At 74.0% G+C, this 20,748-nt stretch carries 21 protein-coding genes and 1 riboswitch; of the genes, 8 read left to right on the top strand and 13 right to left on the bottom strand.

Features of this window, described 5'->3' with window-relative positions:
* The first annotated feature begins 11 nt into the window (after window positions 1–11).
* Genes CHC11_RS15555 through CHC11_RS15545 form a run of 3 tightly spaced genes read left to right on the top strand, consistent with a single transcriptional unit; the run spans window position 12 to window position 2,954 of the window.
* Window positions 12–809 (top strand): LytR/AlgR family response regulator transcription factor, encoded by a 798-nt coding sequence (locus CHC11_RS15555; RefSeq protein WP_089312421.1) that lies wholly within the window; start codon window positions 12–14, stop codon window positions 807–809.
* Complete coding sequence (locus tag CHC11_RS15550) at window positions 799–1,254, top strand: hypothetical protein (RefSeq protein ID WP_089312420.1); 456 nt, start codon at window positions 799–801, stop codon at window positions 1,252–1,254. The genes CHC11_RS15555 and CHC11_RS15550 overlap by 11 nt, the downstream gene beginning before the upstream one ends.
* Complete coding sequence (locus tag CHC11_RS15545) at window positions 1,251–2,954, top strand: sodium:solute symporter family transporter (RefSeq protein WP_089312419.1); 1,704 nt, start codon at window positions 1,251–1,253, stop codon at window positions 2,952–2,954. Before CHC11_RS15550 ends, CHC11_RS15545 begins: the two co-directional genes overlap by 4 nt.
* Before the next feature lie 885 nt (window positions 2,955–3,839).
* Here CHC11_RS15545 and CHC11_RS15540 read toward each other — a convergent pair.
* The 6 genes from CHC11_RS15540 to thiO all read right to left on the bottom strand — a co-directional run bounded on the left by CHC11_RS15540 (window position 3,840) and on the right by thiO (window position 9,904).
* The gene (locus CHC11_RS15540) at window positions 3,840–4,691 is read right to left on the bottom strand and encodes a deoxyribonuclease IV (protein WP_089312418.1); all 852 of its coding nucleotides are present in this window, start codon (window positions 4,689–4,691) and stop codon (window positions 3,840–3,842) included.
* A gap of 20 nt (window positions 4,692–4,711) precedes the next feature.
* Complete coding sequence (gene pknB, locus CHC11_RS15535; protein WP_089312417.1) at window positions 4,712–6,634, bottom strand: Stk1 family PASTA domain-containing Ser/Thr kinase; 1,923 nt, start codon at window positions 6,632–6,634, stop codon at window positions 4,712–4,714.
* Window positions 6,635–6,670: 36 nt separating this feature from the next.
* Window positions 6,671–7,642, bottom strand: a complete 972-nt coding sequence (locus tag CHC11_RS15530; protein ID WP_089312416.1) for a DMT family transporter — start codon at window positions 7,640–7,642, stop codon at window positions 6,671–6,673.
* A 137-nt stretch (window positions 7,643–7,779) separates the two neighbouring features.
* Window positions 7,780–8,577 (bottom strand): thiazole synthase, encoded by a 798-nt coding sequence (locus CHC11_RS15525; RefSeq protein WP_281258325.1) that lies wholly within the window; start codon window positions 8,575–8,577, stop codon window positions 7,780–7,782.
* A gap of 2 nt (window positions 8,578–8,579) precedes the next feature.
* Window positions 8,580–8,780 (bottom strand): sulfur carrier protein ThiS, encoded by a 201-nt coding sequence (gene thiS / locus CHC11_RS15520; RefSeq protein WP_089312415.1) that lies wholly within the window; start codon window positions 8,778–8,780, stop codon window positions 8,580–8,582.
* On the bottom strand, window positions 8,777–9,904 hold the full coding sequence (thiO, locus tag CHC11_RS15515; protein ID WP_089312414.1) for a glycine oxidase ThiO: 1,128 nt from the start codon (window positions 9,902–9,904) through the stop codon (window positions 8,777–8,779). The genes thiS and thiO overlap by 4 nt, the downstream gene beginning before the upstream one ends.
* Window positions 9,894–10,007, bottom strand: a riboswitch (TPP riboswitch). (Overlaps the previous gene by 11 nt.)
* 92 nt (window positions 10,008–10,099) lie before the next feature.
* On the opposite strand from thiO, the gene CHC11_RS15510 reads away from it, so the two are divergent.
* The 4 genes from CHC11_RS15510 to CHC11_RS41325 all read left to right on the top strand — a co-directional run bounded on the left by CHC11_RS15510 (window position 10,100) and on the right by CHC11_RS41325 (window position 12,783).
* On the top strand, window positions 10,100–11,335 hold the full coding sequence (locus CHC11_RS15510) for an NAD(P)/FAD-dependent oxidoreductase (RefSeq protein WP_089312605.1): 1,236 nt from the start codon (window positions 10,100–10,102) through the stop codon (window positions 11,333–11,335).
* A gap of 58 nt (window positions 11,336–11,393) precedes the next feature.
* Window positions 11,394–11,768 (top strand): Rv2175c family DNA-binding protein, encoded by a 375-nt coding sequence (locus CHC11_RS15505; RefSeq protein ID WP_089312604.1) that lies wholly within the window; start codon window positions 11,394–11,396, stop codon window positions 11,766–11,768.
* Between the two features lie 108 nt (window positions 11,769–11,876).
* On the top strand, window positions 11,877–12,563 hold the full coding sequence (gene thiE / locus CHC11_RS15500; protein WP_089312413.1) for a thiamine phosphate synthase: 687 nt from the start codon (window positions 11,877–11,879) through the stop codon (window positions 12,561–12,563).
* 61 nt (window positions 12,564–12,624) lie between these two features.
* Entirely contained in the window at window positions 12,625–12,783 is a 159-nt protein-coding gene (locus tag CHC11_RS41325) for a hypothetical protein (protein WP_179278861.1), read from the top strand.
* A gap of 13 nt (window positions 12,784–12,796) precedes the next feature.
* Here CHC11_RS41325 and CHC11_RS15495 read toward each other — a convergent pair whose 3' ends face one another.
* The 4 genes from CHC11_RS15495 to CHC11_RS15480 form a co-directional block, all read right to left on the bottom strand.
* Window positions 12,797–13,885, bottom strand: coding sequence for a serine/threonine-protein kinase (locus CHC11_RS15495; protein WP_245919245.1), 1,089 nt, complete (start codon window positions 13,883–13,885; stop codon window positions 12,797–12,799).
* Window positions 13,886–13,976: 91 nt separating this feature from the next.
* On the bottom strand, window positions 13,977–16,130 hold the full coding sequence (locus CHC11_RS15490) for a beta-glucosidase family protein (protein ID WP_089312411.1): 2,154 nt from the start codon (window positions 16,128–16,130) through the stop codon (window positions 13,977–13,979).
* The gene (locus tag CHC11_RS15485; protein WP_089312410.1) at window positions 16,127–16,711 is read right to left on the bottom strand and encodes a carboxymuconolactone decarboxylase family protein; all 585 of its coding nucleotides are present in this window, start codon (window positions 16,709–16,711) and stop codon (window positions 16,127–16,129) included. Before CHC11_RS15485 ends, CHC11_RS15490 begins: the two co-directional genes overlap by 4 nt.
* A gap of 93 nt (window positions 16,712–16,804) precedes the next feature.
* The gene (locus CHC11_RS15480; protein WP_089312409.1) at window positions 16,805–17,857 is read right to left on the bottom strand and encodes a polyprenyl synthetase family protein; all 1,053 of its coding nucleotides are present in this window, start codon (window positions 17,855–17,857) and stop codon (window positions 16,805–16,807) included.
* Window positions 17,858–18,056: 199 nt separating this feature from the next.
* Here CHC11_RS15480 and metF point away from each other — a divergent pair, with 199 nt between their 5' ends.
* On the top strand, window positions 18,057–18,992 hold the full coding sequence (metF, locus tag CHC11_RS15475) for a methylenetetrahydrofolate reductase [NAD(P)H] (protein WP_089312408.1): 936 nt from the start codon (window positions 18,057–18,059) through the stop codon (window positions 18,990–18,992).
* Here the strand turns inward: metF and CHC11_RS15470 are convergent.
* Genes CHC11_RS15470 through CHC11_RS15460 form a run of 3 tightly spaced genes read right to left on the bottom strand, consistent with a single transcriptional unit; the run spans window position 18,929 to window position 20,726 of the window.
* Window positions 18,929–19,531, bottom strand: coding sequence for a GNAT family N-acetyltransferase (locus CHC11_RS15470; protein ID WP_089312407.1), 603 nt, complete (start codon window positions 19,529–19,531; stop codon window positions 18,929–18,931). The genes metF and CHC11_RS15470 overlap by 64 nt on opposite strands.
* A gap of 10 nt (window positions 19,532–19,541) precedes the next feature.
* Entirely contained in the window at window positions 19,542–19,874 is a 333-nt protein-coding gene (locus CHC11_RS15465) for a hypothetical protein (RefSeq protein WP_089312406.1), read from the bottom strand.
* Window positions 19,875–19,883: 9 nt separating this feature from the next.
* The gene (locus CHC11_RS15460; protein WP_089312405.1) at window positions 19,884–20,726 is read right to left on the bottom strand and encodes a hypothetical protein; all 843 of its coding nucleotides are present in this window, start codon (window positions 20,724–20,726) and stop codon (window positions 19,884–19,886) included.
* Window positions 20,727–20,748: the final 22 nt, after the last annotated feature.

The raw sequence follows: 20,748 nt of genomic DNA, 5'->3' as shown, positions 1-20,748 counted from the left end.
AAGTCGCCCTCATGCTTCACGTCCTCGCCGTCGACGATGAACGCCCGGCCCTGGAGGAGCTGACCTACCTGCTCAGCAAGGACCCGCGGATCGGGCGGGTCACCGGCGCCGCAGACGCCTCGGCCGCGCTCCGCGACCTGAGCCGGATGCTCGTCGAGGGCGAGCGCCTCGACGCCGTGTTCCTCGACATCCGCATGCCGGGCCTCGACGGGCTCGACTTCACCCGGCTGCTGACCGCGTTTGCCGCGCCCCCGCACGTGGTGTTCGTGACCGCGCACGACGACTGCGCCGTCACCGCCTACGAGCTCGGCGCGCTCGACTACCTGCTGAAGCCCGTCCGCCCGGAGCGGCTGGCCGAGTCCGTCCGGCGCGTGGCGGCGGCCGTGCGCCGGCCGGCCCCGCCCGCCGGGGAGGCCTCCCCCGACCCCGACGACGAGATGATCCCCGTCGAGCTCGGCGGGCGGACGCGGCTGGTGTCCCGCCGGGCCGTGACCCACGTCGAGGCGCAGGGCGACTACGTGCGGCTGCACACCGCCGACGGCGGGTACCTGGTCCGCATGCCGCTGTCGGCGCTCTCCAAGCGGTGGGAGGGCGCGGGGTTCATCCGGATCCACCGCAGCACCCTCGTCGCGGCCGCGCACATCACCGAGCTGCGCTTCGACGGCGGCCGCGCCGCCGTCCAGATCGGGGACGAGCTCCTGCAGGTCAGCCGCCGCCACACCCGCGAGGTCCGGGACCTGCTCGTCCGCAGGTTCCACCAGTCGGACGAGGACGCCGCAGACCCGGGGGAGGGCCGCGATGACCGATGAACGCCGCGACACGGTGGCGGGAGCGGCGGCCGTCCGCCCCGGCGCGCCGCCGGAGGGCGCGGCGCAGGGCACGGCCCAGGCCACCGAGACCGCGGCGCCCGCGGCCGGCCCGGCGGACCCCGATCCGCCCGATACCGACCCGTCCCGGTCCGACCCGCTCGTGCCCGGCCCGCCGATCGGCGCCGCCGAGATCCGCCTCCTCATCCGCGCCCAGCTGCGCACCGCCCTCGGCACCGGCGCGTTCGTCATGACCGTGGTGACGGCGCTCCCGGCGCTGATGGTGATCGTCCCGGCGGTGGCGCGGGCCCGCGTGCACGGCGTCCCGCTGCCCTGGCTCGTCCTCGCGTTCGGCATCCAGCCGGTCTGGGTCGCGGCGTCGTTCCGCCAGCTCGGCCGCGCCGAGCGCGCCGAACGCGACCTCGGGCGACCGGCGGGCCGGCGATGACCGCCGTGGCCGTGGCGGCGGGGCTCCTGGCGCTGCTGGTGGCGACCGCCGCGTTCGGCGCGTGCGACCGCCGCTCCGCCTGCACCGCCTCCGCCCTCATGGTCGCCTCCCGGGGCGTCACCCCCTGGCGGAACGCCTCGGCGATCAGCGGCGAGTACCTCTCCGCCGCCGCGTTCCTCGGCACCGCCGGGCTGGTGCTCGCCTACGGCGCCGACATGCTGTGGCTGCCGGTCGCGGCGACCGCCGGACACGTCCTGCTCCTGGCGTTCGTCACCGCACCCCTGCGCAGGTCAGGCGCCTACACCGTCTCCGACTTCGCCGAGTGGAGGCTCGGCTCCCCGGCCGTGCGGCGCATCGTCACCTGCTGCGTCTGCTTCATCGGCTGGTTCTACCTGCTGCCGCAGTTCCAGGGCGCCGGCGTGACCCTGCGCGTGATGACCGGCGCCCCGGTGTGGGCGGGCTGGGCGGTCGTCGTCGCGGTCACGCTGCTGCTCGTCGCCTCCGGCGGGATGTGCAGCATCACCGCCGTCCAGAGCATCCAGTTCTGGGTGAAACTGGTCGCCTTCTCCGTGCCCGCCCTGGCCCTGCTGGCCATGTGGCAGATGGACGGCCGCCCCGACCCCGTCGGTGACGGGCCCGCGCGCTTCGCGCACACCACCCGGGTCCACGTGAGCACCGAGGTCGCGGTCACCGCTCCGGCCGGCGTCCTCGTCACCGCCCGGGGACGCGTGGACGGCGTCCGCCACGGCGGCGGGGCGATGACCCTCGCCGCGGGCCGGCACACCCTCGGCCCCGGCGCCGAGGTGGTCTTCCCTGCCGGCGCGCCGGTGCCCCATGCCGAACGCCTGCCCGTCCAGACCGGCGAGACCTGGGCCACCCCCTTCGGCCGTGGCGAGGAACACGGCTTCTACCGCACGTACTCGGCGCTCCTGGGCATCCTGCTCGGCACCATGGGGCTGCCCCACATCCTCATCCGCTTCTACACCAACCCGAGCGGAAGCACCGCCCGCCGCACGGCCGCCCTGGTACCGGTCCTCCTCGCGCTCTTCTACTTCTTCCCCGCCGTCTACGCGTCCATGGGGCGCCTCTACTCGCCCGAACTGCTGATGACCGGCGACACCGACGCGACCGTCCTGCTGCTGCCCCAGCGCATCCCCGGACCGGCCGGCGCGCTGCTCACCGGGCTCATCACCCTCGGCGCCTTCGCCGCGTTCATCTCCACCTCCTGCGGCCTCGTCGTCACCATCGCCGGCACGGTCACGCAGTGCGCCCGCCGCAGCGGCGTCGGCTCCTTCCGCATCGCCACTCTGTTCGCGCTCGCCGTCCCGCTCGCCCTGCTCCCGAGGATCGGGACGCAGGGCGCCGCCGGCCTCGTCGCCCTGGCCCTCTGCGTGTCGGCGTGCTCCCTGTGCCCGCTCCTCCTGCTCGCCATCTGGTGGCGCGGCCTGACCGCCGCCGGCGCCGCCGCCGGCCTGCTCGTCGGCACCGGCCTAGCCGTCGCGTCCGGCGTCCTGCACCTGTACGAGGTCCCCCTCACGGGCTGGCCCGCCGCCGCCGTGGCCGAACCCGCCGCCCTGATCGCCCCCGCCGCGTTCGCCGTCATGGTCGCGGTCTCGCTCCTGACCCGCCGCCGCGTCCCCCGCCGCGCCGACCGCGCCCTGACGAAACTGCACCTTCCAGAGGACGTGTTCGCCCGCTGAGTCCCGTTATGAACGGTTCGCGACGGCGCCCCGCCCGCCGCACAGGGGCCCCGGACCGCTCGTCCCGCCGCAGAGACCGCTCATCCGATGACTACGCTCCGTATAACTCTGACTACACACCGTTCATCGAAAGCCGCGCCGTCCCTGTGTCCAGGGACGGCGACCCCCTCTAATGTTCTCAGTGGCACCACACGTCACACCGCCCGAGGAGGGGCGGGCGGCCCCCGGCCGCGAACCCTCCCACAAGAGCAAATCCGGAGATCCGGCGACACACGCCGGATCGTGAGTCGCAGGATCCCGTACCGGGGGGGTGGGATCCCGCGACCTGTGGCTCGGGCGTCGCTGAACAGTCGGGGGGTTGTTCAGCGGCGCTCGAGTCTTTATTTATTGCTTTTTTCTCCTCCTTCGGGCCTGGCGGCCCTCCATCGTCGATAAAAGCGGGCGATCGCTGGCATCGCTCCGGCTCGCCTGGCGGCTCGCTGCGCGATCAGTTTCTCGCAGGCTCGAAACTGCCTTCGGACGCGATCGCGGTCCCCAGGTTGTCGCGGGGTTGCTGTGGGGCTGAGGTCTCCGCGGTGGTGGGTGGGAGTGCGCGTGGGGGGCTCGCCTGGCGGCTCGCTGCGCGATCAGATTCTTGCTTCGCTTGAATCTGCCTTCGGACGCGATCGCGGTCCCCAGGTTGTCGCGGGGTTGTTGTGGGGCTGAGGTCTCCGCGGTGGTGGGTGAGGGTTTGCGTGGGGGGCTCGCCTTGCGGCTCGCTGCGCGATCGGTTTCTCGCAGGCTCGGAACTGCCTTCGGACGCGATGTGTTCGAGGGACGCTGCGGGGTTGCTGTGCCAGCCGCTGGGCTCTGACGGGTTTCTTGCCGCCGAAGGCGGGCTCGGCGTCAGGGGGTGTCTCTTAGGCGTTTCAGGGTTTTTATGTCTTCGGCGTGGGGGGCGGGGGCTCGGCCGGGGGTTTCGATGATGAACGGGACGCCGGCTGTGGCGGGGTGGCGGAAGAGGTCGGCGAAGGGGGGTTCGCCTATCTGGCCGGCGCCGATGTTCTCGTGGCGGTCCTTGGCGGAGGCGCAGGCGTCCTTGGAGTCGTTGGCGTGGACCAGTTTCAGGCGGCCCTCGCCCACGGCGGCGACCAGGGCGTCGAGGGTGTCCTTGGCGCCGCCCGGGGCCGCCAGGTCGTGGCCGGCGGCGAAGGCGTGGCAGGTGTCGAAGCACACGCCGAGCTTCGGGTGGTGGTCGAGGCGCTCGAAGAACGGGGCCAGGTCCTGGACCTTGGCGCAGAGCATGTTGTTCTGGCCGGCCATGGGCTCCAGCAGCAGGTCGGGGCCGTCCTCGGGAATCTCGTCCAGGAGCGGCAGGACGTGCTCGCGGACCTGGGCCATGGCCTCGTCGTAGGTCCGGGTGACGGCGGAGCCGGTGTGGACGACGACGCCGCGGGCGCCGATGGCGCGGCCCCGGGTCAGGGAGTGGCGGACGGCCGCGAGGGACTTGTCGAGCGTCTCCGGGGTGGGGGAACCGAGGTTGACCAGGTACGGGGCGTGGACGTAGACGGGGATGGCCCCGTCCCGGAGCTTGGCGTCCTCTGCCGGCCTTCCCTCGGGCAGGGCCCAGCCGCGGGGATTGGAGACGAAGACCTGGACCGCCTCGGCGCCGATCTCGGCGGCGTACTTCAGGCCGCCGGTGGCGAGGCCGCCGGCCACGGGGACGTGCGCCCCGACGGGGCTGATGGGTGAGGTCATGGCGCGTTCAGACTAGCCGGTCAGGGGCCCCGGACGATCGTGATGGTGGAGCCGCGCCGGGCCTCGCCGCTGCTGGGCGACTGGAAGCGGACGACGTCGCCTCCGAAACCCGTCACGTTCACGCGGAAGCCGGAGTCCTCCAGGGCGCGCTTGGCCTCGCTGACGCGGCGGCCGGTCAGGTCCGGGACGGGGACGTTCTGGTTGCCGTCGCCGTCGTCGCAGCCGAACTGGAAGGGCCCCGCGTCGACGATGCAGTCGCGCTTGTTGACGACGATGGTGACCTTGTCTCCGCGGGAGACGCCGGTGCCCTCGGACGGGTCCTGGTCGATCACCGTATTGGGGTCCTTGCCGCTCACCTGCTTCTTCTGGACGGTGACGTCCAGGCCCATGGAGCGCAGCTGGTTGGCGGCGGAGTCGCCGTTCTGGCCGACGAGGCCGGGCATCGACATCCCCGTGGAGACGACGACGGAGACGGGCTCGTCGGGGGACTGCTTCTCGCCCGCGTCCGGGTCGGTGCTGATGACGTCGCCCTTGGAGACGGTCTGCGAGGGGGTGGTGCTCGTCCGGCCGACGGTGAAGCCCTTGTCCTCCAGGGTCTTCTTGGCGTCGGCGAGGGACTTGCCCCCGACGTCGGGCACCTCGCGGGGCGTGATGCCCCGGGACGGCGTGAGGGTGACCGCCTGGCCCTTGGCGAGGCGTGCTCCGGCGGGCGGGTCGGACTTGGCGACGCCGCCCTTGTGGACGCGGTCGCTGTAGACGGCCTTGGCGGTGCGCACGTCCAGGCCGTCGGACTCCAGCTGGTCGCGGGCGTCGGCGACCTTCATCCCGATGATCGAGGACGGGACGTGCTCGTACTGGCCGGACGTCTGGTACCAGACGGCCCAGCCGAGGATGACCGCCGCGATCAGGCCGATGGCGATCAGGACGTAGCGGCCGGTCAGCGCCCCGAGGGCGCGGTCGGTCCTGGTCGGGCGCGCCGCGTACTCGGGCGCCAGGGTCTCGGCGTCCATGAGGGCGGTGCGGCCGTGGGCGGGCGGGGCCTCCAGCACGCTCGTGGCGTTGCGGGACGACTCCTCGACGCGGCGGTCGAAGTCGCGGGGCAGGCCGCCGAACACCTCGGCGACCTCGGCCAGGTACTGGTTCGCGTCCTGCGGACGGCGCGCCGGGTCGTGGCTCGTGGCGTCGGTGACCAGGGCGTCCACCTGCCGGGGGATGCCGGGGACGACGCTGGAGGGCGGCGGCACCGTCTCGTTCACGTGCTTGTAGGCGACGGCCAGGGGCGTGTCGCCCTGGTGCGGCAGCCGCCCGGTGATCAGTTCGAACAGCATGGTCCCGGCGGCGTAGACGTCGGAGCGGACGTCGGCGTTGCCGGACAGCACCTGCTCGGGCGCCAGGTAGCCGACCGTCCCGATGATCATGCCGGTCTTGGTCATCTTGCTGGCGGTCTCGGCCCGCGCCAGGCCGAAGTCGGCGACCTTGACCTGGCCGTCCTCGGTGATCAGCACGTTCTCGGGCTTGACGTCGCGGTGCACGAGCCCGGCCCGGTGCGCGGCGCCGAGCGCGGCCAGCACCGGCTGCATGATCTCCAGCGCGGCGCGGGGGCCGAGCCGCCCGAGCGAGTTCAGCGCGTCGCGCAGGGTGCGGCCGGCGACGTACTCCATCACGAGGAAGACGTGCTCGCCGTCGGTGCGCTGGTCGTAGACGGCGACGACGTTGGGGTGGGACAGCGCCGCGGCGGCCTTGGCCTCGCCGATGAAGCGGGCGACGAAGTCCTCGTCGGAGGCGAGGCCGGCGTGCATCACCTTGATCGCGATGATGCGGTCGAGCCTGAGGTCGCGCGCGAGGTAGACCGTGGCCATGCCGCCGCGCGCGATGCGGGACTCAATGCGGTAGCGCCCGTCGAGCACGCGCCCGACGAGTGGATCAGCAACCGTCGTGTCCATCGGTGCGAGTTTACGGGCGAATCCGCATGGATCTCATCAGTCGCGAGTATGAGCATCGATGAGCCCGGAGGGTGACGCCTCCGGGGCGCCCGGTTCGGGAGTGACGGGCGGGACGCGGCGGCGCAGCGTCCGCGTGCTGCGGGAGACGGCCACGCCGGCGAGGCACAGCAGCCCGCCGCCGAGGGTGACCAGGCCGGGCACCTCGTCGAGGAACAGCCACGACATCCCGACGACGAGGGCGGGCGCGGCGTAGGTGGTGGCGCCCATCTTCCCGGCGGTCGTGCGGGCGAGGGCGTATCCCCAGGTCGTGAAGGCGACCGCGGTCGGGAAGACGCCCAGGTAGACCACGTTGAGGGTGGCGCCCGCGGGGGCCTTCGCGGCCTCCGAGACGAGCTGCCCGGAGAACGGCAGGCAGGCGACCGTGCCGATCGCGCAGGCGAACGTGGTGAACTGCAGCGCCGACGCGTGCCTCAGGGCCGGCTTCTGGGCGACGACGCCCGCCGCGTAGGTGACGGCGGCGGCCAGGCAGAGCAGCACCCCGCCGACGGACGAGCGGCCGTCGCCCGACATCGACAGCCCGACGACGGCGGCGCCGGCGAACGACACGGCCATGCCGAGCACCAGCCGGGACGACAGGCCCTCCTTCAGCAGCCAGCCGCCGAGGAGCGCGATGAGGATCGGCCCGATGTTGACGACGAGGGCGGCGGTGCCCGCGTCCACCAGCTGCTCGCCCCAGTTCAGTACGACCATGTAGGCGCCGAACCACAGGACGCCTGCGGTGACGATGCCGGGCCAGGCGGCCCTGGGCGGCAGTCCCTCGCCGCGCACGAGCCAGAGCGCCCCCAGCACGACCGTTCCGGACAGGAGGCGGCCGAGGGCGAGGGCGCCGGGGCTGTACTCGGCGCCCGCGCTGCGGATGGCGACGAAGGCCGAGGCCCAGAAGACCACCGTGACCGTCGCCGCCGCCACCGCGAGCTTGTTCGCGCGCGCGCCGCTGTCCTTCTGCATGTCACGCACCTTAGGGAGGGGACGCTTCCATCAACACCGAAGCGATCTGTGGGGTTGCGCCCCGGTATGCGCCCAGTCTGGTGGCGCGCGACTTTTCAGGTCCAGCGAATATTTCTACATGTGGGGCTTTAGCATCGCTACGACGTCGCGAGCCCGTCGAACGGGGAGGACGCCTGGGCGTAGCGGCGCTTGGGGATGCGCCCGGCGAGCCGCGCGAGCCGTCCGCCCTCCACCGCGTGCCGCATCGCGGCGGCCATCCGCGCCGGGGACTGCGCGCGGGTGACGGCGGTCGCGAGGAGCACGGCGTCGCAGCCGAGCTCCATGGCCAGCGCCGCGTCGGACGCCGTGCCGAGCCCCGCGTCCAGGATCACCGGGACGGTCGCGCGCTCGACGATCAGCTCGATGTTGTGCGGGTTGCGGATGCCGAGGCCCGACCCGATCGGGGAGCCGAGCGGCATCACGGCCGCGCAGCCGATCTGCTCCAGCCGGTGCGCCAGGACCGGGTCGTCGCTGGTGTAGGGCAGGACGACGAACCCGTCGTCGACGAGCTGCTCGGCGGCCTCGACCAGCTCGATCGGGTCGGGCAGCAACGTGCGCTCGTCGGCGATCACCTCTAGCTTGACCCAGTTCGTCCCGAGCGCCTCCCGGGCGAGCTTGGCGGTCAGGACGGCCTCGCCCGCGGTGAAGCAGCCGGCGGTGTTCGGCAGCACCCGGATGCCGCACTCGGTCAGCAGGTCCAGCACCGAGCCGCGCGCGGTCGGGTCCACCCTGCGCATCGCGACCGTGGTGAGCCCGGTCCCGGACGCGGTCAGCGCCTCGCGCAGCACCGTCATGCTCGGCGCGCCGCCCGTTCCCATGATCAGCCGCGAGCCGAGCTCCTCGCCCGCGATGACCAGCCCGTCCATGCCTTCGGAGTCCACTTTTCCGGTGTTCATCCTCAACCTCCCTGGACCGCGGTCAGCACTTCGATGCGGTCGGCGTCCCGCAGGGGCGTGGCCTCCCACTCCGCGCGCCGGACGACCTCGTCGTTCAGCGCCGCCGCCACGCCCGTCGCGGCGGCCGTGACGGACGCGACGACCTCGGCCACGCTCGCGCCGTCGGGCAGCTCGCGGGGCTCACCGTTGACGATCACCTTCATGCGCTCACCTCGGGGGAGAAGCGGTCGGGGGCGAACGGCCCGGCGACCTCGGGGACGGGCCCGTCCAGCAGCATCGCGGACAGGATGTCGGCGCTCACCGGCGTGAGCAGGATGCCGTTGCGGAAGTGCCCGGTGCCCACGAGCAGCCCGGGCAGCGCGGTCGGGCCCATCACGGGCGCGTTGTCGGGGGAGCCGGGCCGCAGCCCGGCGGTGACCTCGGCGAACTCCAGCTCGGTGATGCCGGGCAGCAGCTCGCGGGCGTCGCGCAGCAGCTCCCACAGCCCGCCGGCGGTGACGCGCGTGTCGAACCCCAGCTCCTCCTGCGTGGCGCCGAGGACGATCTCCCCGTCCGCGCGCGGCACCAGGTAGACCGACGACCCCCGCACGAGGCCGCGGGTCGACCGCCGCAGGAACGGCGCGCGGGTGCGCAGCCGGATCACCTGGCCCTTGACCGGGCGGACCGGTGGAACGGTCCCGGGAGGCAGGCCGCCGATGTCGCCCGACCACGGCCCGGCGGCCAGCAGCACCCGGTCCGCGCGGATCACGGTGCCGTCGTCCAGGCCCACGCCGGCGGCGGCGTCGTCCTCGACGACGACGCGCTCGGCCCGCCGCCGGACGAGCCGGACCCCCAGCCGGTCGCACGCCGCCAGCAGCGCCGGGGTGAGCCGGCGGGGGTCGACCGAGCCGTCCTCGGGGGCGAGCAGGCCGCCGCGCACGCCGGGCGCGAGCATCGGCTCCAGCCGCCGGCACTCGCGGCCGGTGAGCGCCTCGGCGGGGATGCCCAGATCCTCCTGGAAGCGGCGCAGGTCGTCCAGGTGCCGCAGGTCGTCGGAGTCGAACGCGACCTCGATGATCCCGTCGGTGCGGTAGCCGGTCTCCAGGCCGGTCAGCTCCTCCAGTTCGGCGACGAAGGCGCCGTACCGGTCGCGGGAGGCGAGGCCGAGCCGCAGCAGCGGCTCCTCGCCGTAGGTCAGCTCGCTGACCGGGGTGAGCATGCCCGCCGCCACGGAGGAGGCCCCCGACGCGGGCGCGGGATCGACGAGGGTGACGGCGGCGCCGCCGGCGGCGGTGCGCCAGGCGGTGGCCAGGCCGATCACCCCGGCGCCGATGATGACGATCTGCATGCGCGCTCCCTTCGCCGGCATGATCCGGATCAGGTCGTGGCGGTCGGCGGCCCGTTCAGCCGCCCTCTCAGCCCGGTCGCACCGGACTCCCGCGCTCTGTGCTGTTCTGCTGCCCCCACCTTACGACCTCGGCGAACCGGGCAACTGCCTGGACACCTGTCCATCCCCAGATCGCCGCCCGTTAGGGTGACCTCCATGGAGAGGGTCATCGTCGTGGGTGGCGGGCTGGCCGGCGTGCGCGCCGCGGAAGCCCTGCGGAGCAAGGGGTACGAGGGCGCGCTGACCCTCGTGTCGGCGGAGCGGCACCGGCCCTACGACCGGCCGCCGCTGTCGAAGGCCGTCCTCGCGGGCGAGTCCGACGACACGACCGTCGACGCCGACTGGGACGCGCTGCGCTGCGAGCTGCTGCTCGGCGAGCGCGCCACCGGCCTGCGGCTGGACGAGCCCGGACGCGGCGGAACGGTGACGTCCACGGCGGGCGACCTGCCCTTCGACGGGCTCGTGATCGCGACCGGCGCCGCCCCGATCACGCTGCCGGGGGAGGGGCGCCAGCACGTGCTGCGCACGATCGACGAGGCCCGCGAGCTGCGCGCCCGGCTCATCGCGGGCGCCCGGATCGTGATCGTCGGCGCGGGCTGGATCGGCGCCGAGGTCGCCACCACCGCTGCCCGCCGGGGCTGCGCGGTCACCGTCGTGGAGGCGGCCGACACCCCGCTGGCGGGCGCGATCGGGCCGCAGGTCGGCGCGCTCACCGCCCCCTGGTACGCCGAGGCCGGCGTCGAGCTGCGGACCGGGGTCAAGGTCGCGGAGGTGCGCGACGGCGGCCTCGCCCTCGCCGGGGGCGGTCGCGTCGACGCCGACGAGGTGGTCGTCGGCGTCGGCGTGCGGCCGGTCCTGTCGTGGCTGGAGGGCTCCGGGCTGCTGCTGGAACGCGGCGTCGTCACCGACGGCTCGTTCCGGACCTACATGGGCGAGGAGGACGCCGGAGCGCTGCGCCCGGACGTCGTGGCGGTCGGCGACTGCGCCGCCTGGTGGTCGCACCGCTACGGGCGCCGGCTCCTCGTCGAGCACTGGGACGCCGCGCTGAACGCCCCCGAGGTCGCCGCCGCGACCCTCCTCGGTCGGGAAGCCGTGTACGACGCCGCCCCGTACTTCTGGTCGGAGCAGTTCGGGCGCATGGTCCAGTACGCGGGCGACCACTCGGCGTCCGAGCGGCTCGTGCGCAGGGGCGACCCGTCCGACCCCGGATGGGCGGTGGCGTGGCTGACCGGCGACCGCCTCGACGCGATCCTCACCGTCGGCCGGCCCCGCGACCTGGTGCAGGCGAGGCGCGTGATCGCCGCCGGGACGCCGGTGGATCCGGAGGCGATCGCCGATCCGGACGTGCCCGTCCGGCAGGCTGTTCGCGCAGAGCGATCGTCGGGGACGTAACGGCTGCGCAGCGGGTTTGATTCTTCCGAAGGCGTGGTAGCAAGGGGGCGTGACGCAGATGCACGCAACCGTTGACAGCGCACTGGACCCCCGCACCGACGCCCTGGCCGGCGAGTGGCTCACCCTCCGGGAGGCCGCCGACAGACTCGGGATCAAGCCCAACCGGATCAAGCAGCTCATCCACGAGCACCGCATCCTCGCGGTGCGCCGCGGCGGGGAGCCGATGGTGCCCGCGGCCTTCATCAAGGACGGCCAGGTCATCAAGGGTCTTCCCGGCACGCTCACCCTCCTGTCGGACGCCGGGTTCGACGACTCCGAGACGATCCGGTGGCTGTTCACGGCCGACGACACCCTGCCGGGAACGCCGGTGGACGCGCTCACCGAGAACCGGGGCACCGAGGTCCGCCGCCGCGCCCAGGCGCTCGCCTTCTAGGCCGCCGCCGGCGGCGCACGACGCACGTGACACGATCGCGGGGTCGCGCGCGGCGGGTCACCGCGCGCGCGACCCCGTGGTCATCTGTGGAAAGGACGTTCCCCGGCCGTGTCCAGGCACCTCCCCACCGAGCGCGCCGTCGCGCTGCGCGCCCGGCTGAGCCGCGCCCGCCTCTACCTCTGCACGGACGCCCGGGAGCGCCAGGGGGACCTGCCAGCCTTCCTCGACGCCGTGCTCGCGGGCGGCGTCGACATCGTCCAGCTCCGCCAGAAGGGGCTGGAGGCACGGCAGGAGACGGCCTACCTGGAGGTGTTCCGGGCGGCGTGCGAGCGGCACGGGGCGCTGCTGGCCGTCAACGACCGGGCCGACGTCGCGCACGCGGTGGGCGCCGACGTGCTGCACCTCGGCCAGGACGACCTGCCGGTGCCCGCCGCCCGCGAGATCGTCGGCGGCGACATGCTGATCGGCCGGTCGACGCACTCCGGCGAGCAGGCGTCGGCGGCGGCCGCCGAGCCCGGTGCCGACTACTTCTGCGCGGGCCCGGTGTGGCCCACGCCGACCAAGCCCGGCCGCCCCGCCCCCGGCCCGAAGCTGCTGGAGTACGTCGCGGCGCAGCGCGTCGCGCGTCCCTGGTTCGCGATCGGCGGCATCGACCTCGGCACCGTGGACGAGGTCCTCGCCGCGGGCGCGGAGCGCGTCGTGGTGGTCCGGGCGATCACCGAGGCCGACGACCCGGGCGCCGCCGCGGCGCAGTTCGCACGCCGGCTGGCCGCCCGGCCGCCCGGCACGGTCTGATCGGCCCGGTTTGACGCGGATCACGGTGCGGGCCGCGGCCCCATCGCGGACAATGGGGATCATGAGCGTGGGACCCGACGACGACCGCACGGTCGACCTGGACGACGACCTCGACGTCCTGCCGGACCAGACGTCCGACGACACCGACGCCGGGTGGGGCGAGTGGCGCACCGGCGACGACGACGCGCGCCTGCTGGAGGACCGCCCCCCGCACTGGTGAGCGGCCGTCCGGATCAGGTCAGGACGCCGAGGAGGAACCCGGCCGCCACGACGGCGCCGAGCGCGACCATCATCCGCCACCGGTAGCGCGGGATCCGCGTCGGGCGCGGCTTCGGCGCCGGTGCCTGGCCCTCGCGCAGCGCCCGGACGATCTGCGACGCGGTCGGGCGTGCGGCGGGGTTCTTGTCCAGGCAGCGGGCCGCGAGTTCGCGCAGCGGGCCCTGCATGTCGCCGAGTTCGGGCTTGCGGGACGTCACGCGCCGCATGACGGCCGCGCTCGGCCCGGTGCCGAACGGCGGGCGCCCCGTCGCGGCGAACACCATCGCGGCGCCCCACGCGAACACGTCGGCGGGCGGCCCGACCGGCTCGTCCTCGATCTGCTCGGGCGCCATGTAGGCGGGCGTCCCGACCGGGCCGGTGGTCAGCGGGGTCGCGTCGGCGGTGCGGGCGATGCCGAAGTCGATGACCTTGGCGCCGTCCGGGCCGAGCAGCACGTTGCCGGGCTTGAAGTCGCGGTGCACGATGCCGGCGCGGTGGATGGCCGCCAGCGCGGCGGCGGTCCGCAGCGCGAGCTTGCGGAGCCGCGGCGGGGTGAGCGGGCCGCGGTCGGCGACGACGTGCTGGAGCGAGGGCCCCTCGACGAACTCGCTGACGATGTAGGGGCGGTCGCCGGTCATGTCGGCGTCCAGGACGCGCGCGGTGTGCCGCCCGGAGACCCGCAGGGCCGCGTCGGCCTCCTTGGCGAAGCGGCTGCGCGCCCGCTGCCCGGCGGCCACGCCGCCGCGCAGCAGCTTGACGGTGACGAGCCCGCCGTCGCCGTCCCGGCCGAGGTAGACGATGCCCTGGCCGCCCTCGCCGAGGCGCCCGAGCAGCGTGTAGCCGCCGAGGCCGCGCGGGTCGTCGGGGCCGAGCGGGGTGCCGGACCGGTGGTCGCGGCCGTGCGCGGGCCGGGCCTGGATTCGGCCCGGCCCCGGGTGCGCCTTGGCCGGGCGGCCGGTGTGCGCGCCGTGGGGCTGGCCGGCGCGGGCGGCGCGGCCGGGGCGGGCGGAAGGGGAACGCGGGGGATGGGGATCCGTCCTCCCGCGGGAGGTGTCGTGCGGCACTGGGGACTCCGACTCGGCGGGGGCGGACGAAGATCTCCACATTTGTACCGCGTAATCGGGACGCAGGGCAGGGGAACCGCGATCTTCGCCGTCAGCGGCACGTCCCGAGCGCCGCGGTGCCGACGATCCGCCGGGACGACTCGCCCACCATGATCTTGTAGCAGCCGGCGGCGACCTTCCACGCCTTCGCCTCCTCGTTCCAGTAGGCGAACGAGCGCGACGACAGCGGGAACGTCACCTTCGCGCTCCGCCCGGGCGCGAGGGCGACCTTGGCGTACCCCTTGAGCTGCTTGGGCGGTTGCGGGACCTCCGCGCCCGGCGACGGCATCCCGACGTACAGCTGCGGCACGGCGACCCCGGCGCGGCGCCCGGTGTTGGTGACGGTCACCTGCACGGACTTGGAGGTCGCGACCAGTCCGCCGTAGGCGAACGTCGTGTAGGACAGGCCGTGTCCGAACGGGAACCGGGGCGCGATGCCCTTCGCGTCGTAATGCCGGTAGCCGACCATGACGCCCTCGGAGAACGTGGTGGTCTTGTCGAGACCGGGGTACTGCGCCGGGTTCCCGGACGCGGGCGCGTCGTTCTCGTTGACGGGGAACGTCACGGGAAGCCGCCCGCCGGGGTCCACGTCCCCGTACAGGACGCGGGCCAAGGCGTCCCCTGCCTCCTGACCCGGGTACCAGGCCTCGACGATGCCCCGCACCTGCCCGGCCCAGGGCGTCAGGACGGGCCCGCCCGTGTTCAGCACGACGACCGTGTTGGGGTTGGCCTTGGCGACCTCGGAGATCAGCCCGTCCTGGTCGCCCCTGAGCGGCTCCCCGCATTGCAGTGTCAGGCAGGACTTGTCGAAGAACTCGCCTTGGCTGTCGGTCGCGAACACGACGGCGAGGTCGGCGGCGCGGGCCGCGGCGGCGGCGCCCCCGCGGTCGTCGCCGTCGTGGTAGGTCACCTCGGTTCCGGAACCCGCGCGGCGGGAGATGCCGTCCTGTGCGCTCACGGTCGCGAACGGGACGACCTTCGCCGAGCCGAAGCCGCTCGGGCTCTGCCGCGCGGCCCGCCCGATCAGCGCGATCGACCTCGGGGCCCGGAGCGGGAGGACGCCGTCGTTCTTCAGCAGCGTGATCCCGCCCTCCTCGACGACCCGGGCGGCGTTCCGGCTCGCCGTCCGGTCGGCGCGGCTGAGGTCGTTGGGGTACGCCTGCCGGTCGAACACCCCGAACCTGAACATCGTCCGCAGGATGTTGCGGACGTGCGCGTCGATGTCGGCCTGCGTGACCTTGTTCTGCGCGACGGCCAGCTTCAGGAGGAGCGCGTTGTACTTCATGCCGAAGGGCAGTTCCATGTCCAGCCCGCCGCCGGCGGCGCCGGCGGCGTCCTGCACGGCGGTGTGGTCGGACGGGACGAACCCCGTGAACCCCCACTCCGACCGCAGGATCCCGTTGAGGACGGCGCCGTCCTGGCAGGCCCACCGGCCGTTCAGCCTGCCGAACCCGCACATCACCGTCGCGGCGCCCGCGTCCTTCACCGCGGCCTCGAACGGCGGCAGGTAGATCTCGCGGAGCGTGCGCGGGTCGACGTTCATGCCGAGCGACAGCCGGTCGGTCTCCTGCGCGTAGACGGCCATGTGCTTGACCGAGGTCATCACGCCCTGCGCCTGCGCGCCCCGGATCCACGGCACGCCGAGGGTCGCCGACAGGTAGGGGTCCTCGCCGAACCCCTCGAACGTCCGGCCGTTGCGGGGCGTGCGCAGGACGTCCACGGTCGGGCCGAAGACCAGGTCGTTGCCCCGGTGCCTGGCCTCCCACGCGACCGTCCCGCCGTACAGCCGGGCCGCCTCCGGGTCGAAGGCCGCCGCGAGCGCGATCGGCGCGGGCAGCGCCGTCGCCCTGCCCTGCCGGACGCCGGCGGGGCCGTCGGCCATGCGGACCGGCGGGATGCCGAGCCGGTCGATCCCGTCGGCGGTGTCGGCGTGCGCGTTCTCGAAGAAACCGCCGAGCGGCCCGCCGAACGGATCGTCCGACGCGAGCATGGAGATCTTCTCGTCGCCGGTCATCCGCGGCAGCAGCAGAGCCGCCCGCCGGTCGGGCGCCAGTGCGGCGTCGCACCACGGCCGCCGGGCCGGGTCGCCGCAGCGCCCGGCCGCCGCCAGCGCCTCGCCGGGCGCGGACGCCGCGGTCAGTCCCGCCGTCAGCGCCAGCGCGGAGGCGACCGCGAGCGCCGCCGGCAGCCCGCGTCCCGGCCTCATCGGCCCGTCCCCTCCTCGCGCGGGACGTGATCGCCGTGCGGGCCGTCGTCCTCGTTCTGGACCCGCAGGGCGTTCAGCGCGAAGGCGACCATGTGGTAGTGGCCGATCAGCATCACCAGCTCGATCAGCTGGTGCTCCCCGAAGCGCGTGGCCAGCTCCGTCCACGTCGCGTCGCTGATCGTGCCGCGCTCGTGCAGCTCGTCCGCGGCGGCGAGCACCATGCGGTCGTCGTCGCTCCAGCCGTGCGCGTCCGGATCCTCGCGGAGCGCGGCGATCTCGTCCTCGGTGAGCCCCGCGTCCAGCGCGACCCGCCGGTGGTGGTCCCACTCGTACGCGCAGGACCGGTGGTGCGCCGTGCGCAGGATCGCCAGCTCGCGGTCGCGGGCGCCCAGCGTCCCGTTCATCAGCAGCATGGAGCCGAACCCGATCCACGACCGGAAGAGCTCCGGGTGCCGGGCGAGCGTGGTGATGACGTTGAGGGGCCCGATCGTCTGGGTCACGGCCCTGACCACGTCGTCCCACTCCTCCTCGGGGAGCGGGTCGAAGCGCGGGACGCGGTCTCCTGGGGTGTCGGCGCACATGGCGACATTTGTGCCACCAATCAGTGGGAAAGTTCTAGTGCGCCGGGGAAACTTGGCCGAATCGTGTCACGGGAGGCGCGTGCGACGGGGGGCTCACGTGCTGCGCGTGGTGGCCGCCACCGCGAGCTCCGCCAGCGCCTCCCGGGCGCCGGCGGTGATGGGGGCCGTCTCCAGGGCCTTCTCCGCCTCGCGCAGGTAGCGCTCGATCATGGCCTCGCACGCGGCGAGGCCCCCGGTCTCCTCGATGAGGGCGCGCAGCTCGTCCACGCCGGGGCGGTCCAGCGCCGGGTCGCCGAGGCGGCGCTCCAGTGCCGCGGCCTGGGCGGCGGAGGCACGTTCCAAAGTGAGCGCGACCAGGACGGTCCGCTTGCCCTCGCGCAGGTCGTCGCCGGCGGGCTTGCCGGTCTCGGCCGGGTCGCCGAACACGCCCAGCACGTCGTCGCGGAGCTGGAAGGCGATGCCGAGCGGCAGGCCGTAGCCGGTGAGCGCGGGCGCCACGTCGGGGCGGGCGCCGGCCAGGGCCGCGCCGAGGTGCAGCGGGCGCTCGATCGTGTACTTGGCGCTCTTGTACTCCACCACGCGCAGCGCCGTCGCGACGTTCGCCTGGCGGCGCGTCCCCTCCAGCATGTCGAGGTACTGGCCGCACATGACCTCGGTGCGCATCAGGTCGTAGACCGCCCGGCCGCGCAGCCTGCTCGCGCCGTCCAGCCCGGAGGTCTCGAACATCTCGCCCGACCAGGCGAGGCACAGGTCGCCGAGCAGGATGGCGGCGCCCCCGCCGAAGGACTCGGCGTCGCCCGGCCACGCCTGCGCGCGGTGCAGCGCCTCGAACCGCCGGTGGGCGGACGGCTGGCCGCGCCGGGTGTCGCTGGAGTCCATCACGTCGTCGTGGATCAGCGCGCTCGCCTGGAGCAGCTCCAGGGACGCGGCGGCGGCCACGATGCCGGGCCCGTCCTCGCCGCCCGCCGCGCGCCACCCCCAGTAGCAGAAGGCGGGACGCAGCCGCTTCCCGCCGCCGAGCAGGGCGTCCAGGGCCGACAGCAGCGGTGCGAGATCCTCGCTGATGGCGCGCAGCGCGGGGCGCCGGCGGTCGACGAAGGCCAGCAGCGCCTCGTCGACCTCCTTGCGGATCCGGGTGGTCGACATGCCGAGATCGTATCCACCTGGGTGCTTTCCACCCTCCGGCACAAGCGGGAGATGTCACTAGATCTTCAGAAATACGGGCATAACACACGTCGGGTGTGGCGAGCATCACGCGGATCGGCGGCCCCGGGCGGTGCCCTCGGCTCCCGCGCGTCTCCCGCGGCTCCGGTCCGCTCGGGCGGCGCTTCTGTAGGCTTGGGGAATGCGACGCGTACGCCCCGACAGGCCCCCCACCGTCCGAGAACTGCTCGCTTCGGGCGAGCGCTCGTTCTCGTTCGAGTTCTTCCCGCCCAAGACCGACAAGGGCGCGCGGAACCTGTGGCGTACGATCCGCGAGCTGGAGTCCCTGCACCCGACGTTCGTGTCGGTCACCTACGGCGCGGGCGGCGGCACCCGCGACACGACCGTCGACATCGTCGAGCGCATCGCCACCGACACCACCCTCACGCCGGTCGCGCACTTCACCGCCGTGAACCACTCCCAGGCCGAGCTGCGCAACCTGATCGGCCGGTTCGCCGCCGTCGGCGTCCGCAACGTCCTGGCGCTGCGCGGCGACCCGCCCGGCGACCCGATGGGGGAGTGGGTCAAGCACCCGGACGGGGTCGAGTACGCCGCCGAGCTGGTCCGGATGATCCGCTCCTACGGCGACTTCAGCGTCGGCGTCGCCGCGTTCCCCTACAAGCACCCGCGCTCGCGCGACATCGAGAGCGACACCCGCCACTTCGTGGCCAAGTGCCGGGCCGGCGCCGACTACGCGATCACCCAGATGTTCTTCCGCGCCGAGGACTACTTCCGGCTGCGCGACCGCGTCGACGCCGCCGGCTGCGACGTGCCGATCCTGCCCGGCATCATGCCGGTCACCCGGCTCAGCACGATCGAGCGGTCCGAGCAGCTGTCGGGCGCGCCGTTCCCGCCCGAGGTCAGGGCCCGGTTCGAGGCCGTCGCCGACGATCCGGAGGCCGTCCGCAGGCTCGGCATCGAGCACGCCGCCGAGCTGTGCTGCGAGCTGCTCGAGCAGGGCGCGCCGGGGATCCACTTCATCACGTTCAACCAGTCGACCGCGACGCGCGAGGTCTACTCGCTGCTGGACGGCGCCGGGTACGGCGCCAGGGGCAGCGTCCCGCCCATCACCGCGTAGCGGGGCCCGCCGCCCGGGAACTCGAAGTCGGCCAGCAGGTCGACCATGCCGACCGAACGGTAGAGGCGGCGCGCCGGGGTGTCCGGTCTCCTGTCGAGCGTCGACAGCACGACCGTCCGCTCCGGCCGCCCCTCGCACAGCGCGCTGAGCAGCGTCCGGCCGAAGCCCCTGCCCTGCGCCTGGGGATGGACGTGCAGTTCGGCGACCTCGAAGGCGTCCTCCAGCCACGAGTCGGCGTGCTCGGGCCCCTGCCGGTCGGACAGCGCCTGGTGGACGACGTCGTGCCACCACTGGCCGCGCGCCCCGTGGAATCCGTAGCCGAACCCCTGGACCGGCGCCGGCATGACGGGCAGCGCGCCGCGCCGCTCGACCACGAACGCGCGGAACCCCGGATACGAGGCATGCCGCTCCATGATGGTGTGCCGGCCCGGGAGCTGCTCGTTCGGCGGCTCCATCGCGGCCGCGTACACGTCGAGCATGGGGCTCAGCCTGCGTAGGAAGGCGCGTTCGTCGATCTCGCGGAGCTTCGGGTCCCTCACCCGACAGAGACTAGACCCGCGCGATGGTCCGCTGGGTGACGGAAAGCCGATCGTAGAGGTCCCAGAGGATCCGGTCGGCGGCCTTCCGCAGCGTTCCGCGGCTGGTGTCGAGCTGCCCGCCCCACTCCCGCGCTTCGGGGCCGAGCCACGCGTCCGTCCCGCCCAGCGTCTTCACGGGGCCGTCCAGTGCCTGGCGGAGCCGGTCGATGCTGCCGTAGGCGTCCGCGTACGCCCGGTAGAGCTGCTGGTACTCCGGATTCGGCTGCTCGGCCGGCGACAGCCGGGCCGACGCGGCGCCCGTGATCGGCGGGGGCAGGCTGCCGGGAGGAGGTGGAGCGGCCATGGCGACCTCTCAGGCGGTGGCGGTGGACGGATGCAGGTCGAGCCTGGCGATGGCCTCGCGCGTGCGGCCGCTCATGTCGGCCCCCAGGAGCACCTGCACGGCGACGGGACGGACCCCGGCATGGCCGGCCTCGACCAGGAAGGCGCGCAGCCACTTCACGTCCATCGTCAGATGGTGGCTGGACGTGCCGAGGGAGTGCTGCACGGCCGCCAGCCTCGCCTTGTCCCCCTGGGCGGCCTTCAGCAGATCGGCGGCTGCCGCCGGGCCGAGACGCTCGTACAGCTTCTCGGTGTAGTCGGGGTCGCCGGCGTCGGCCTTCAGGTGCCTCCACACCGAGTCCGGGACGGGCCGGCCGTGCTGGACGGACGCCGCCACGGCCAGCGCGTCGGCCTTGGCGGCCCGGGCGGCGGCCGGCCGGTCGGGAAAGCTGCCGATGTCGCCGGCGCCGTGCGGGGTCGGCCGCGGCGTCGCCTTCGCGGGCGAGGCCCGGTGCGGCGGCGCCTGCACCGGGCGCGGCGTCCCCACCGGGCCTCCGCCGGTCTTCCGCGGCGCCGGAGCCGGGGTGGGCGCCGCCGGCATGTCGATGCCACCGCCAGGGGAGGGATGGGTGACCGCGAAGTTGTACCGGCGCGTCAGCATCCCGAGCTGCTCGGCGGCCCACCGCGCCACCTCGTCGGCCTGCCGGTACCCGGCCGTGGAGACGCCGGGCGGCGGGCGGTGGCCGTTCAGCCATCCCTGGATCGCGTTCTGCGCGTCCTGGAGCTGCCTGATGACCTGGTTGAGCGCGGGCGGGTCGATCCCCCGGAACTCCGGGTCGCGCGCCGCCGGACCCGTCCGCATCTGCGTCGCCATCACCCCTCCGTGCTCACCCCGC

It is taken from the genome of Actinomadura mexicana (assembly GCF_900188105.1).
Lineage (GTDB): Bacteria > Actinomycetota > Actinomycetes > Streptosporangiales > Streptosporangiaceae > Spirillospora > Spirillospora mexicana.
The sequence above is the reverse complement of the archived record's forward strand: the minus strand, read 5'-3'. Positions and strand labels throughout refer to the sequence as shown.